The 13,369-nt window shown below is 63.6% G+C and carries 13 protein-coding genes and 1 riboswitch; of the genes, 7 read left to right on the plus strand and 6 right to left on the minus strand.

Annotated elements, in window-relative coordinates; genetic code table 11:
- Positions 1-223: 223 nt before the first annotated feature.
- Positions 224-1,021 carry a class I SAM-dependent methyltransferase gene (locus AC0L2U_RS32990; protein ID WP_127810782.1) on the minus strand — a complete coding sequence of 266 codons (798 nt, stop codon included), beginning with the start codon at positions 1,019-1,021 and terminating at the stop codon, positions 224-226.
- A 112-nt stretch (positions 1,022-1,133) separates the two neighbouring features.
- On the opposite strand from AC0L2U_RS32990, the gene AC0L2U_RS32995 reads away from it, so the two are divergent.
- Positions 1,134-1,985 carry an ATP-grasp domain-containing protein gene (locus AC0L2U_RS32995; RefSeq protein WP_127810781.1) on the plus strand — a complete coding sequence of 284 codons (852 nt, stop codon included), beginning with the start codon at positions 1,134-1,136 and terminating at the stop codon, positions 1,983-1,985.
- A 26-nt stretch (positions 1,986-2,011) separates the two neighbouring features.
- Here the strand turns inward: AC0L2U_RS32995 and AC0L2U_RS33000 are convergent, their stop codons facing one another.
- Complete coding sequence (locus AC0L2U_RS33000; protein WP_164761637.1) at positions 2,012-2,638, minus strand: TetR/AcrR family transcriptional regulator; 627 nt, start codon at positions 2,636-2,638, stop codon at positions 2,012-2,014.
- A 124-nt stretch (positions 2,639-2,762) separates the two neighbouring features.
- On the opposite strand from AC0L2U_RS33000, the gene AC0L2U_RS33005 reads away from it, so the two are divergent.
- Genes AC0L2U_RS33005 through AC0L2U_RS33015 form a run of 3 tightly spaced genes read left to right on the plus strand, consistent with a single transcriptional unit; the run spans position 2,763 to position 6,380 of the window.
- Entirely contained in the window at positions 2,763-3,950 is a 1,188-nt protein-coding gene (locus AC0L2U_RS33005) for an MFS transporter (protein WP_473603482.1), read from the plus strand.
- A gap of 13 nt (positions 3,951-3,963) precedes the next feature.
- On the plus strand, positions 3,964-5,241 hold the full coding sequence (locus tag AC0L2U_RS33010) for a D-arabinono-1,4-lactone oxidase (RefSeq protein WP_127397462.1): 1,278 nt from the start codon (positions 3,964-3,966) through the stop codon (positions 5,239-5,241).
- Positions 5,241-6,380, plus strand: a complete 1,140-nt coding sequence (locus AC0L2U_RS33015; RefSeq protein WP_164874007.1) for an alanine racemase — start codon at positions 5,241-5,243, stop codon at positions 6,378-6,380. The genes AC0L2U_RS33010 and AC0L2U_RS33015 overlap by 1 nt, the downstream gene beginning before the upstream one ends.
- A 4-nt stretch (positions 6,381-6,384) precedes the next feature.
- Here the strand turns inward: AC0L2U_RS33015 and AC0L2U_RS33020 are convergent, their stop codons facing one another.
- Complete coding sequence (locus AC0L2U_RS33020) at positions 6,385-7,218, minus strand: AraC family transcriptional regulator (RefSeq protein ID WP_127331504.1); 834 nt, start codon at positions 7,216-7,218, stop codon at positions 6,385-6,387.
- A gap of 255 nt (positions 7,219-7,473) precedes the next feature.
- Positions 7,474-7,680: riboswitch (cobalamin riboswitch) on the plus strand.
- Between the two features lie 162 nt (positions 7,681-7,842).
- On the opposite strand from AC0L2U_RS33020, the gene AC0L2U_RS33025 reads away from it, so the two are divergent.
- The 3 genes from AC0L2U_RS33025 to AC0L2U_RS33035 all read left to right on the plus strand — a co-directional run bounded on the left by AC0L2U_RS33025 (position 7,843) and on the right by AC0L2U_RS33035 (position 10,750).
- On the plus strand, positions 7,843-8,631 hold the full coding sequence (locus AC0L2U_RS33025; protein ID WP_127267057.1) for an ABC transporter ATP-binding protein: 789 nt from the start codon (positions 7,843-7,845) through the stop codon (positions 8,629-8,631).
- Between the two features lie 49 nt (positions 8,632-8,680).
- Positions 8,681-9,628, plus strand: a complete 948-nt coding sequence (locus AC0L2U_RS33030; protein WP_127331508.1) for an ABC transporter substrate-binding protein — start codon at positions 8,681-8,683, stop codon at positions 9,626-9,628.
- Between the two features lie 135 nt (positions 9,629-9,763).
- Entirely contained in the window at positions 9,764-10,750 is a 987-nt protein-coding gene (locus tag AC0L2U_RS33035; protein ID WP_127331546.1) for a FecCD family ABC transporter permease, read from the plus strand.
- Positions 10,751-10,780: 30 nt separating this feature from the next.
- On the opposite strand, the gene AC0L2U_RS33040 is transcribed toward AC0L2U_RS33035, so the two are convergent.
- From AC0L2U_RS33040 to AC0L2U_RS33050, 3 genes are read right to left on the minus strand one after another with little or no spacing between them, the layout of a single operon-like run.
- Positions 10,781-11,629, minus strand: a complete 849-nt coding sequence (locus AC0L2U_RS33040) for a metal ABC transporter permease (RefSeq protein ID WP_473603486.1) — start codon at positions 11,627-11,629, stop codon at positions 10,781-10,783.
- Positions 11,629-12,489, minus strand: a complete 861-nt coding sequence (locus tag AC0L2U_RS33045) for a metal ABC transporter permease (RefSeq protein WP_292693467.1) — start codon at positions 12,487-12,489, stop codon at positions 11,629-11,631. Before AC0L2U_RS33045 ends, AC0L2U_RS33040 begins: the two co-directional genes overlap by 1 nt.
- Complete coding sequence (locus AC0L2U_RS33050; RefSeq protein WP_023813519.1) at positions 12,486-13,346, minus strand: manganese/iron ABC transporter ATP-binding protein; 861 nt, start codon at positions 13,344-13,346, stop codon at positions 12,486-12,488. Before AC0L2U_RS33050 ends, AC0L2U_RS33045 begins: the two co-directional genes overlap by 4 nt.
- Between the last annotated feature and the right edge of the window lie 23 nt (positions 13,347-13,369).

The following is a 13,369-nucleotide window of genomic DNA, read 5'->3' on the forward strand; positions in this document are numbered from 1 at the left end:
ATTCGACCCGGCGAACGACCACGCGGTCATGAAGCGGGCGGAACTTCGACTTTGCCATTTTTTCTTCCTCGATGAGAACGGTGAGAAACAGTTCCTCCATCCGGCGGCGCCGGACATGTGGTTAGCACTCACCAAAGGCGAGTGCTAACGTGGCGCTGAAATAGGCTGGCGGCGCGCCGGAGTCAAGGCGCTCGGAGCGCCTCTTGGCGGCATGATGATGAACTTACCGGTGCCTGGCCGAACCGAGTACCAGAAGCGGGCACCGTTCGGCCAGCGGATAGCTGCCGCTCGGCACGACGCGCACCTCGCCGAACCAGTCGGCGGCCTCTTCGATCAGCGTGGCCAGCGTCGCGAAACTGTAGCCTATGTCCGAGCCGGCATAGACGTCGATCGTGTTGATCGAGGTCATGCTCCAACCCGTTCTTGCGGCAAGAGCTTCGCGGTCTGGGAACAGGCTGCCGAAGGTATCGCGGATTGTCGCCACCTTGATGGCGAAATCGCGGTCGTTCGTCGTGGACGCCATCGCGATCCGCCATTTGAGCGCGTGGAAATTCTCGACCCCGCCGGCCAGAGCCAGAGCTTCGATGCCGCGCAGATCATCTGCCGTTTCCGGTCGTGCGAAGACGCGGATCGCTGCGCGCCTGCCAGGCTTCAGTACCCTGGCGACCTCGCCAAACAACGAACTGCGCGCCGCCTGGGAATCGACCGCCGATAGGCATCCGTCGCCGATGACGGCGTCGATGCTTGCGTGATCCACGGGCAGGTTAAGCCAGTTGCCGGCGATTGCCCTTCGCGAGCCGTCGTCGCCGGCCCATACGCCGGAAATCATGGCCGCCGACTGGTCGACCGCCAACATCGACTTGCCCAGAATTGCCAATTCCGGGGTCACCCCCAAGAGGAGGACATCGGCATTTCCGAGATCAAGTTCGCGATCGAATATAGCGACGGTTTCCGCTGTTGGCCGGAGCGGCGCTTCCAGAAGTTTCCAATGGCGGTGGTAATCGTCCCAATGATTTGTCATGCAATTTATTGGCCCCTGGACGCCTGGATTTGGATACCCGCCGGGGCTTAATAGAGGTCGTCGGACAAGCCAAGACATTTCAAGAATTTACAGACAGTCCAAGAGGTAGATAGTGGCGCGCATCGTTGTGATAACGCACGAGCATGACAGGTTCCTGGGCAGGCGCGACATCCTGCTGCGCAGGAGCAGCCCATACATGCTGTTCGACATTCTTGCGGAATTGAAAAGGCGCGGCCACTCGGTTCAGGTTCAGCAAGGCCTGTCGAAGCCGGTCAGCGGCGATATGGCGGTATTGCATGTCGATGCCACGGTGACGCCCGCGGACTATGTCGACTACGCCCGGAGTTTTGCCTTCTGCCTCAACATCGGCGCCGCCGACATATCCAAGCGGCGGATCAGCGGCGCATTGGTCGACAGAACCGACAGCTGGCAAGGTCAGGTGATCGTCAAAAGCAATCTCAACAATCGGGGTATTCCGGAGACGCTCCTCAACCGGCGATCCGAGCGTGCCGGGAAACAGCAGCCGTTTCCGCGCTTGCCAGCCTTGCATCCTTATGAGGTCCATGGATCTCTCGGCGACGTTCCAGATGGCGTCTTTGATTGCGACGATCTCGTCGTGGAAAAGTTCATTCCGGAGAGAGAACCCGACGGTTTTGCTGTTCGTTTCTGGGTGTTTTGCGGAGAGCGCGAGCGCTGCACCCGCTACGTCTCCCCGAACGGCCTGGTCAAGGCAGCGGAGACCATCCGGCGCGAGTCCGTCCCGGTGCCCGACGAATTGCGTGAGCGTCGGCGTGAACTCGGCTTTGACTATGGAAAATTCGATTTCGTCATGCATGAGGGCAGGGCCGTCCTCCTCGACGCAAACAAGACTCCCGGCCGTCCGCAAAATCTCGTCAAGATGTTCGCGGCCGGCGCTTTCGATCTGACACACGGCTTCGAAGGCCTCATCCCTCGAGCGAAATAGGCGCGGCTGAGATCGCCGCGGACGCCCTAGAGAAACAGTCGCAGCTGCGTGTGAATGATAGACCGGTAATCCTCGATGGTCTGGCGGCTTTCCGCTTCGCCCTCGGCGAGCGCCAGGCGCACCACGCCGCCGGCGAGCTGGAAGATCAGCAGGACCATGCGTTCGAACTGCTCGCGCCTCTCGGGCTCGAGCAAGGCGATGACGTGGTCGCAGAACATTTTGGCCTGGTGTCGGGTTTCGGCGATGTCGAGGTTTTTAAGCGCCTTGTCGGCCTGGATGGCGTTCTGCAGATCCTGGATGGCCGGATCGCCGGCGACACGGCTGAGATAATCATCGAGCAGCCGGTCAGCGGCCACGATCACGTCGTTCGCCTCGCGGATTTCGGCGATGATCGTCGTCAGCCGTGCCCGGCTGACCTCTGAAAACCGCTCATAGAGCATCGCCAGGATCGCCGATTTGTTGGGAAAATAGTGGTAGACGGTGGCGATCGGCCCGCCCGCCAGCATGCCGACTTCCTTCATGGTGACGGCGTCGATACCCTTTTCCCCGATCAGCCGCATGGTCGTCGACAGGATCGCGTCGATGCGCTCGCGGCTGCGTTCCTGCTTGGGCCTGCGCCTCGGCTCGGTCGCCATTCTCTTCAATTCCGTCATGCACCGATCTTTCGCACGGCTTCCCAAATTCCGGTTGACAAGAAATATGATCAAGTATCAGTTTCTGAAATACTGACAGGTTGTCAGCTTTTTTGCCGCACGGCAAGGACGTTGGGAGGCGCCTTTGGCTTCGACAGATACCGGCCACGCAGGCAGTGGCGACTGGCTGGTCGGCAATCCGACCGGCTGGCAGCTCGCCTCGGCCTTGTGGATCGGTTCGGTCGGCCTGCTCATCCTCGGCCTGCAGCCGGTGCTGCTTGGAGCTCTCTACACCGAAGGCCATGTCAGCGGCGACGAACTGGCGCTGGTCGCCACAGCCGAGATGATCGCTATTGCCATCGGTTCGGCTGTCGTGGCGATGCTGCTTTCGGCGCACCACATGCGCCGGAAAAGTGCCGTCCTTCTGCTGCTGCTGGCGCTGGCCAATGTGTGGACGGCCTATGCCGCGAGCGCCAGCACGCTGACTGCGGCCCGCGCCCTGGCCGGGCTCGCCGAGGGCGGTCTGGTCGCCATCGCCACCGAACTGATCGCCCGCTCGCGGCGCGCCGAGCGCATCGGCGGCTATTTCGTCACCATGCAGACGCTGGCGCAATGCGCGCTCGCCTTGTTGCTGGCGCTCTATGTCATCCCGGCCGCAGGGTCGGCGGGCGGCTTCATCGTTCTTGCCGTCGTCTGCGTCGTGTCGCTGGTGGTCGCCTTCACTGTTCCCGGTGACTATGCCGACCTACCCAAGGAGGAGAACCTGGCCAATGTGCTGACGCTTCCCTCGACGACCGCGCTGCTGTCCGTCTTCTGCTATTTCATGTTCTTCGGCGCGGTCTGGGCCTTTCTGGAACCGCTTGGCGCACAGTATGGCATCGATGGCCGCACCGTCGGCCTGATCGTCTCGGCCAGCCTCGCCGTGCAGGTCCTGGGTGCTATGACGGCCACCGTGTTCGAGGCGCGCATCGATTATCGCCTTGCCATCGCGGCGATCGGCGTCGTCGCGCTTGTCAGCTCCCTGGTTCTTGCCAGTAGCCCTGGCCTGACAACGTTCTGGGTCGCTGCCTTGGCCATGGGCTTTATCCTGCTGTTCATCGTGCCCTACCAGATACGTCTGGCGATCACCGCCGACGAGACGCGGACCGCCGTGCTGCTGGTGCCGGCAGCCCAGCTTTTCGGCCTGGCGATCGGGCCGATCGCAGCGTCGCTGCTCATCGATGGCAAGGATTTCCGGCCAGTTCCGGAATTCGCCGCCGCCAGCGCGGTGGCCAGCGTGGCGCTGCTCGGTCTCTTCGTCCTTGTGTCGCGTCACCGTCGTGCGGTTGCCTGAGCGGGGAGGTGGCATGTCGAACATTTGGAGCAACTGGTCGGGCTTTGTAAGCGCCGAGCCCAAGCTGATCGCCAGCCCCGGCGATGCCGGTGAACTCGGTGATCTCGTCCGGACCGCGCCTGGCCCGGTGCGCGTCGCCGGTGCCGGTCATTCCTTCACGCCGCTGGTGAAATCGCAAGGCACGATCCTGTCCCTGGAGAGGCTGGAAGGGCTGGTCTCGCACGACGCCGAAACACATCGGGCGCGGGTGCGGGCAGGGACCCGGCTCGGCCCGCTGATGCGCATCCTGCAAGGCATTGGCCAGGGCCTGCCCAATATGGGCGACATCGACCGCCAGGCGATCGGCGGCGCGCTGGGTACCGCCACGCATGGCTCGGGACCGACGCTCGGCGCCTATCACACGCAGTTGGAGACGGTGCAGATCGTCGACGGGCTTGGCAAGGTCCGCGACTTCAAGCGGGCAGGGGATCAGGACATGATCCACGCCATGGGCGTCGCGCTCGGCGCTTTTGGCGTGCTCACCGAAGTGACGCTGAACAACATCGCGACCTACCGGTTGCGCCGCCGCAAATATGTGCTGCCGATTACTGAGATGCTGCGCGATTTCGAGGCGATGATGGCCGCGCATCGCTCGGCCGAATTCTACTACATTCCGTTCTCCGGCTATGCGCAGTTCATCGCCAGCGATTTCAGCGACGCCGCACCCACCGCACGGCCGCCGGAAGAGGACGAGGCGGGTTTGAGGACGCTGCGTCGGCTGCGCACCTCACTTGCCTGGCTGCCATCGCTGCGTGGCCGCCTGATCCGTTCGGCGGCCGCCAGATTTCCCGCCGAGGACTACGTGCAGGACTGGCTCAACGTCTATGCCAGCGACCGGCAGACCAAGTTCAACGAGATGGAATATCATTTGCCGTTCGAGGAGGGGCCGAAGGCGCTGGCCGAGATCATCGAGCTGACTGAGAAGCGTTTTCCCGAGGTCTATTTCCCGATGGAGGTGCGCTCGGTCGCGCCGGACCAGTTCTGGCTTTCGCCATTCTACAACAGGCTGACCTGCTCCATCGCCATCCACCATGATGCAGCGAACGATCCGTTGCCGTTCATGCGGGCGGCAGAGCCGATCTTCCGCAGATATGGCGGCAGGCCGCATTGGGGCAAGATGCACAGCCTGAAAGCGGCGGATCTGAAAAAGCTCTATCCGCGCTGGGACGACGCCATGGCGGTGCGCCGCGACGTCGATCCGCAAAACCGCTTCGTCTCGCCCTATATGGCCGGCTTGTTCGGCATCGAATGATGACCACCTATTTTTCCACCCTCTCGGATGCGCTGAAGGAAGCCGGCATCTTCCAGCCCTGCCTGCTGCTCGATCGCGACCGGCTGGACAGCAACATTGCCCTGGCGAAGGGGAGAGTGGATCCCGGCCTGGCCGTGCGGCTGGTCGACAAATCGCTCGCCTGCATGCCGCTGCTTGCGTATATTGCCAAGGCGCTTGGCAGTGAGCGCTTCATGACCTTCCACCCGCCGATCAGCGAGGCGGTGCTGAAGGCGTTCCCGGATGCCGATCTGCTCTACGGCAAGCCGATGCCGATCGGCGCGGCAAGGGCGGCGCTGGTGAAAGCCGATACCGACTGGTCGCGCGTCTGCTGGCTGATCGACAGCGAGGAGAGACTGGCGGAATATGGCGCCCTCGCTGGCGAACTCGGCATCGGCCTGCGCATCGCTTTCGAGATCGATGTCGGGCTGCATCGCGGCGGTTTTGCTGATCCCGCAGCCTTGTCGAAGGCGTTGAGCGCGTTGCCGGCCCGGCTGCATTGCGAAGGCGTCATGGCCTACGAGGCGCATGCGCCGCTCATCCCCGGCCTTTTCGGCGGACCGGCAAAGGCATTGACCAAGGCGTCGGCGCAGGCTGCGGCATTCGTCGCCTGTCTCGGCGCCGACCAGCGCCGCATCCTGAACATCGGCGGCAGCAAGACCGCGCTGCTTCATCATGGCGGCGCGGCCAATGAGGTCTCGATGGGCTCGGCCTTTGTGCTGCCCAGCGACTTCGATACGCCAGGCCTCGACGGCTTCCAGCCGGCGGCCTTCATCGCCACGCCGATCCTGAAAATGGTCGAGCCGATGCTGCCCGGCCCGCCGGCCGTCACCCGCCTGCTGCAGGCGCTCGGCCGGTTCCCGCGCAAGGGTTGCTACCTCTATGGCGGCAAGTGGATGGCCGAGCCGGTCTTCCCAGAAGGCATGAAGGCGAACGGGCTGCTCGGCCTGTCCTCCAACCAGCAATTCATGGGCTTGCCCGCCGACGCGACCGCAAAGCCCGGCGACTACGCGTTTCTAAGGCCGACGCAGAGCGAAGCCGTGCTGCAGCAGTTCGGGTCGATCGCGGTGTTTTCCGGCGGCCGGATCGCCGATCGCTGGCCGGCGCTGCCGATGGCCTGACCGACTACGCCTTCACCGGTATCCATATCTCCAGCCCGCCCTTGCCGCTGCGCGGGTCGAATTCAGGGCCGTAGCGTTCGAATTCCGGCGCGTCCGCGATCTCATGCCCGGAGGCCGGCAGCCATTTGTTCCAGATCGTGTTGACCGTCCGGCGGATGGTCGAGATGTGTTCGCGGTGGGCAAAGACCGCATATTTCTGCGCCGGCACCCGCACCCGGTAGAAGTCCCTGGGCAGGTCGGAGAAGTCAGACACTTCGACGCCGGCGATGTAGTCGAAATTGCCGGCATCGTCGCCGTTGACGCAGACGCCATAGGCGACGTCGCCGGTCTCGCCCGGAATGTTGCCGATATAGGGGCCGAAGCGCTGCCACTGCATCGGGATGGCGGCGCTGGTTTCGCAGCTGTAGCGTTCGCCGAGGCCGGCGATCAGGAACGGCCGGCTGGTCTCGAAACGCGGCGGTTCGAGATTGGTGAGGAGGGACTGGTCCATCAGGATCGGCTCCACGAGGTCGAGCTTGTCGAGTGTGCCCTGCGCGCGCACCAGTTCCGGCGTGGTGCCGAACTGATCGCGGAAGGCACGGGTGAACGCCTCATGCGAGTTGTAGCCGGCGTCGAGCGCGACGGCGAGGATGTCGGGCGCCCCGCCCGCCAGCTTGCGCGCCGCCTCGGTCAGCCGGCGTGAGCGCATGTAGCCCATCACCGACCGGCCGGTGGCGGCGCCGAAGGCGCGCGTCACATGAAAACGCGACACGCCGCTGCTTTGCGCGACATCATCAAGCGAGATCGCCTCCGGCAGATGGCTTTCGACGAACCACAGCGCTTTCTCGGTCGGGTCCATTTTCTCCTCGCATTGGCCAGATCATCCTGCCGTTTCCTGGCACGGCCAGTTTGATCGAAATTGCGCATCCCGTGCAATCTGCGCCGATGCCGGTCGCCATCCGGCCAACCGCCCCATGAGCTTTCGCTTGACAGCGACCGGCGTCATCTCTTAGGTATGTTATATTATTACATAAAGAGAGCATGCGATGCCTGTTTCCCTTAGCTGGCCCACCACTCCGTCCGAGAAATCCATTGCGAAGCGATCGGCGCAAATCTACGCTGAAGCGGTGATGGTCCCCGAGTCGAAAGGCGAGGGGTGAAAAGGGAACGCGGTGAGGCCTGCTCAGGTCGAGACCGTGGCTGCCCCCGCAACTGTAAGCGGCGAGCAAAATCCGTGAATGCCACTGGCCGGCAAGGCTGGGAAGGCTGGATGGCGCAACGACCCGTGAGCCAGGAGACCTGCCATCACTGAGTTGACCGGACGGGGTGTGCCGGGAGGAAACACGAATCCCGGTCTTGTCGGCCGGTTCGCCAGCTTCCTTCCGTCGCCAGTTTTGGAAAGTGACGGAAAGTTGGACGGCTCCATCCATCGCATCGTCGTATATACGCTTTGCCGTCCCGGCAAGCCGGCGGGCAGCAGCCGATGACCGTAGCGCTTCTCGAAGCCCGTGACCTCTGCGTCACGGCGAATGGGCGGGATCTGGTTCAGGCGGTCAGCTTCTCGGTGGCCGCCGGCGATCGCCTTGCCATCATCGGTCCCAACGGCGCCGGCAAGACGACGCTGCTGCGCATGCTGTCGGGCATGCTGCGTCCGAGCTCCGGCGAGGTGAAGCTCGGCGGGCGCCGCCTGGACAGGATTTCAGCCGCCGAACGGGCGCTGCACATTGCCGTGGTCGGCCAGACCGACCAGCCCGATCCGCGGCTGGCGGTGATCGACTATGTCGAGCTTGGCCGGGTTCCGCACGCCGGGCTGCGGCGCAGGAGCGAGGAGCGCGAGATCGTCGTCGATGCACTGCGCCGGACCGGCCTGCTGCCGCTATTTGGCCGCACCATCGGCTCGCTGTCGGGCGGCGAGCGCCAGCGCGCCCAACTTGCGCGCGCCATCGCCCAGCAGCCAAAAATCCTGTTCCTCGACGAGCCGACCAACCATCTCGACCCGCGTGCCCGCGGCGAACTGCTCGACCTCGTGGCAGGCTTCGAGATGACGGTGATCGCGGTGCTGCACGATCTGGCGCTGGTGGCACCGTTCGCCACCAGGGTGGCGGTGATGAACCATGCCCGTCTGCAAGCGCTCGCCGCACCGCGCGAAGCGCTGACCCAAAAGCTGATCCGCGAGATTTTCGGCATCGATGTGCTGCGTCTGCGCCATCCGACCGAAGACCGCGAACTGACGGTGTTCGATGTGCCGAACCGTGCCGCGCCGCCGACGTGATTGAAGCCATTTCGTAGTCGACCCAATCCCATCCACAAGGAGCAAACCCGTGAAACGCTTGGCCTTTTCGCTTGTCTTCTCGCTGCTGGCCTCGACAGCCCTGGCCTTCCCGGTCACGGTCGACAGCTGCGGCAAGCCGCTGACCTTCGATGCGCCGCCGAAGCGCGCCGTCATCCAGGATCTCAACATGGCCGAGATGGCTTTCGCGCTGAAACTGCAGCCGTCGATCGTCGGCCTGACCGGCATCACCGGATGGTACAAGGTGGGTCCCGAATTCAAGGCCGAGCAGGGTTCGATCCCGGAACTGGCGCCGAAATATCCGACGCTCGAAAACCTCGTCGCGGTCGAGCCGGATTTCTTCTTCGCCGGCTGGTATTATGGCATGAAGCCGGGCGGCGAGGTGACACCCGATACGCTTGCCCCGCACGGCATCAAGACGCTGGTGCTGACGGAAAGCTGCGTCCATCTCGACAAGAGCCGTCCAGCCGCCTCGATGGACCTGCTCTATGGCGACGTCGAAAAGCTGGGCAAGATCTTCGGCAAGGAGGCCGAGGCGGAGAAGCTTGTTGCCGGCTGGAAGACGCGGCTCGCCGACATCACCGCCAAGGTCGGCAACGGCAAGGCAACGCGAGTGTTTCTCTATGATTCCGGCGAGGACAAGCCCTTCACCGCAGGCAAGTTCGCCATCCCCAGCGCCATGATATCAGCCGCCGGCGGCGACAACATCATGGCCGACATGGACACCAGCTGGGGCAACACGGACTGGGAAACGGTGGCGTCGCGCAATCCGCAATTCCTCATCCTGCTCGATTACCAGGATGGCGGCGGCTACAAGAAGCTGCTCGATTTTCTGAAGGTCCATCCGGCCATGAAAGAGACGGACGCGGTCAAGAACGAGCGCTTCGTCGCCCTGCGCTATGCCGAACTGACACCCGGACCCGCCAATATCGAAGCGATCGACAAAATCGCCAAGGCCATGCATCCGGAAGCGTTTTGATGCCTGTCGCCCAAAAGTGCGCAGCGGTTTTGGGGCAACGACATGCATGAGCAAAAGATCCTGGAAGTGCGTCGCACGCGTCCTGACAGACACGACGCATTTCCAGGTTTGCGCCATCCGGCATTCGCACTGGCCATGCTGGTGGGAGCGGCGGCGATCGCTGCTCTCGCATTGCTGTCGATCGCCTATGGCTCGACGCTGATCCCGCTGACCGACGTTGTTGCAGCACTTGGCCGCGCAATCGGCTTCAGCGGGCACGACGTGTCCGGGCCGGTCGGCAAGATCGTCGTCGATCTGCGGCTGCCGCGCACGGTCCTGGCCATCTGCGTCGGGGCCGGTCTCGGCGTCGTCGGTGCGCTGCTGCAGACGGTGACCCGCAACGACCTTGCCGACCCGTTCCTGTTCGGCCTGTCGTCGGGCGCCGCCGCGGGTGCGGTTTCCGTCATCACCGTCTTCGGAGACAGTTTCGGCATCTGGACATTGCCGGTCGCGGCCTTCACCGGCGGCATATTGGCTGCCGGTGTCGTCCTGCTGCTGGTTGCGCGGGTGAGGGGGCAAGGCCCGGAGCGGCTGATCCTTGCCGGCCTTGCCGTGTCCTTCATGTTCACCGCCTTGACCAATTATCTTGTCTTTGCCGGCGACCAGCGCGCCGCCCACTCCGTGCTGTTCTGGACGATGGGGGGGCTCGGCCTGGCGCGCTGGGACAATATCTGGCTCGGCGCCTTGGGTGCGGGCACTATCCTGGCTTACGCGCTGTGGAACCACCGCCGGCTCGATGCTTTCCTGGCCGGCGAAAACGCCGCCGAAAGCCTGGGCGTGCCGGTGGCGCGGATGCGAAGGATGACCTTTCTCGTCGCCGCCTTCTCGACGGCGATCCTGGTCTCGGTCGCCGGCGTCATCGGCTTCGTCGGGCTGATGATCCCGCATCTGTCGCGGCCGCTGGCGGGCCCCTTGCACCTGCGCCTGGTTGCCAGCTGCGCCGTGTTCGGCGCGGTGCTGTTGCTGGCCAGCGACCTTCTGGCTCGAACGCTGCTGCCGCCGCAGGAACTGCCGATCGGCATCATCACCAGCTCGGTCGGCGCGTTCTTCGTCGTCACCATGCTCATCCGCAACCGGCTTTGAGTGCGGCCTCGGCCGGGGCCAGCGCCGCGATTACTCTCCCGAAATGCCCAGTTGCACCTGTTGCTTTGGGCGCTTCGACTGGAACAGGGCAAGCAAAAAAACGCCGGCCTGAACCACGACGATCGTCGGGCCCGTGGCTGCGTCGATGTGATAGCTGAGGATCGTTCCCACGACGCTCGACCCGATGGCGGCCGCGGCAGCAATGGCGAGCATACGCTCAAAGCTCTTCGTCAAAAGAAAACCGATCGCTCCCGGCGCGATCAGCATGGCGATGACAAGGATGATCCCGACAGCCTTCAGCGAGGCCACGATCGTCAACGCGAGCAGCGTCAAGAGCCCGAAATGCAGCAGATTGACGGGCAGGCCGATCGCGCGCGCATGGGCCGGATCGAAACAATAAAGCAGCAGATCCTTGCGTTTTGCCAGAACGATGAGGATCGCCGGCACGACGATGACCGCCGCCTCGATCACGTCGCGCCACTGGACGCCGAGCATGTTGCCGAACAGGATATGATTGAGATGCTGGTCGGTCTCGACCTTGACGAACAGAACCAGGCCAAACGCGAACATGCCTGAGAAGACGATGCCCATGACTGCGTCTTCCTTGATCCGGCTGTGCTGCTTGAGGTAGCCCGTCGCCAGCGCGCAGCCAAGTCCTGCCACGAATGCGCCGAAGGCAAGCGGGATCCCGGCGATATAGGCGAGCACAATGCCCGGAAGCACGGCATGCGAAACGGCGTCGCCCATCAGCGACCAGCCCTTCAGGACGAGATAGCAGGACAACACCGCGCAGATGGCGCCGACCAGAATGGCGACGGTGAGGCCGCGACGCATGAACTCATGGCTGAGCGGCTCGGCGATCCAGGACCAGATCGTCATCATGAGACGACCTGCGATGCGGCACGTGCCGCCCGGCGTGCGGCGAGCCGGCCATGTTTGGGTGCGAAGACGAAGGCAGTCAGGAAGACCACGGTCTGCAGCACCACGATCAGCCCGCCAGTCGCGCCGTCGAGAAAGAAGCTGAGATAAGCGCCGACCGCGCTCGTCGCCGCGCCGATCGCCATCGCGAGCAGGATCATGACGCCGAACCGATCGGTCAGCAGGTAGGCGGTGGCGCCTGGTGTCACCACCATCGCGATCACCAGGATCGCACCGACGGTCTGGAGTGCGGCGACGATGCAGGCGCTGAGCAGCACGAAGAACAGCACCCGCAGCCGCCAGGGGTTCAAGCCGACGCTTCGCGCCTGATTCTCGTCGAAGAACACCAGCATCATATCCTTCCATCGAAGCCCCAGTACAGCCAGCGAAACCGCTGCGATGAGGATGACCTGGGTTACATCCTCGTCGGAGATTGCGAGGATGTTGCCGAGTACGATGGACTGGATGTTTACGGAGGTCGGACTGATCGACGCAATCAGCAGCCCGCCAGCGAACAGCGTTGTAAAGACAAGGCCGATCACGGCGTCCTCGCGAAGTTGCGTCACGCGCCGCACCAAGGTGATGCCGAGTGCGGCGATGAGGCCGGAGGCGAATGCGCCGGCGGCATAGGGAAGGGCCAGCATGTAGGCGGCCGCAACGCCCGGCACCACCGAGTGGGCAAGCGCGTCGCCCATCAGGGCCCAGCCCTTGAGTATGAGATAGCAGGACAGGAACGCGCAGACCATGCCGACCAGGGCGCTGACCCAGATGGCCTTGGCCATGTAGTTGTAGGTGAAGGGTTCCAGCAGGATGTCAATCACGGGGCTGGCGATCCGCTGTCGGGCTTCATCATCTTCTCTTGATCGCGCTCGCCGTAAAGCACCAGAGGGCGCTCGTCATCGGTCAGCACGGTCAGGTGGCGAGCGTCGGGGTCGTCGTGAAGATCGGCGCCGCCGAGGCGTAGATGCCTCAGCACGCCGCCAAAAGCTTTCGCAAGATTGGCTTGCGTAAACGTTGTCTCTGTCGGTCCGAAGGCCAGCACCGTCTTGTTGAAGATGACGACATGGTCGCAGAAATTGACGATGCTGCCGAGATTGTGCGTCGACACCAACATCAGCTTGCCGTCGTCGCGCATCGACCGAAGGAGATCGATGATCGCTGCTTCGGTCTGCACGTCGACGCCGGTGAACGGCTCGTCGAGCAGGATGATCTCGCCGCCCTGCGCCAGAGCGCGCGCCAGGAACACGCGCTTCTTCTGGCCGCCGCTCAGTTCGCCGATCTGGCGCTTGCGAAAATCGGTCATGCCGACCCGTTCCAGCGCCGCGTCGACCGCCATGCGATCGGCTCTGCCTGGGATACGCAGAAAATTCATGTGGCCATAGCGGCCCATCATGACGACATCTTCCACCAGCACCGGAAAGTTCCAGTCGACATCCTCGCTCTGCGGCACATACGCTACCAGGCCGCGCTTCAGCGCTGCGTGGACCGGCAATCCGGCGATAAGCACTGTTCCGGTCGACGGCGTCAGGAAGCCCATCAGCGCCTTGAACAGCGTCGATTTGCCGGAGCCGTTGACGCCGACCAGCGCGCAGATGGTGGAGGCGCCGAGTCTGAAAGAGGCGGAATGTACGGCCGTGACCCCGCTTGAATAGCTGACGGTGACGTCGTCCACGTCGATGGAGGCAACGACCCGGCCGCTAC

Source organism: Mesorhizobium sp. WSM4808 (genome assembly GCF_055811675.1).

What these genes read in the sequence shown, in the direction of transcription:
- AC0L2U_RS32990 (WP_127810782.1), bottom strand. Translation starts at nt 1,021, where the DNA reads ATGACAAATCATTGGGACGATTACCACCGCCATTGGAAACTTCTGGAA.
- AC0L2U_RS33000 (WP_164761637.1), bottom strand. Translation starts at nt 2,638, where the DNA reads ATGACGGAATTGAAGAGAATGGCGACCGAGCCGAGGCGCAGGCCCAAG.
- AC0L2U_RS33010 (WP_127397462.1), top strand. Translation starts at nt 3,964, where the DNA reads ATGTCGAACATTTGGAGCAACTGGTCGGGCTTTGTAAGCGCCGAGCCC.
- AC0L2U_RS33015 (WP_164874007.1), top strand. Translation starts at nt 5,241, where the DNA reads ATGACCACCTATTTTTCCACCCTCTCGGATGCGCTGAAGGAAGCCGGC.
- AC0L2U_RS33020 (WP_127331504.1), bottom strand. Translation starts at nt 7,218, where the DNA reads ATGGACCCGACCGAGAAAGCGCTGTGGTTCGTCGAAAGCCATCTGCCG.
- AC0L2U_RS33025 (WP_127267057.1), top strand. Translation starts at nt 7,843, where the DNA reads ATGACCGTAGCGCTTCTCGAAGCCCGTGACCTCTGCGTCACGGCGAAT.
- AC0L2U_RS33035 (WP_127331546.1), top strand. Translation starts at nt 9,764, where the DNA reads ATGCTGGTGGGAGCGGCGGCGATCGCTGCTCTCGCATTGCTGTCGATC.
- AC0L2U_RS33040 (WP_473603486.1), bottom strand. Translation starts at nt 11,629, where the DNA reads ATGACGATCTGGTCCTGGATCGCCGAGCCGCTCAGCCATGAGTTCATG.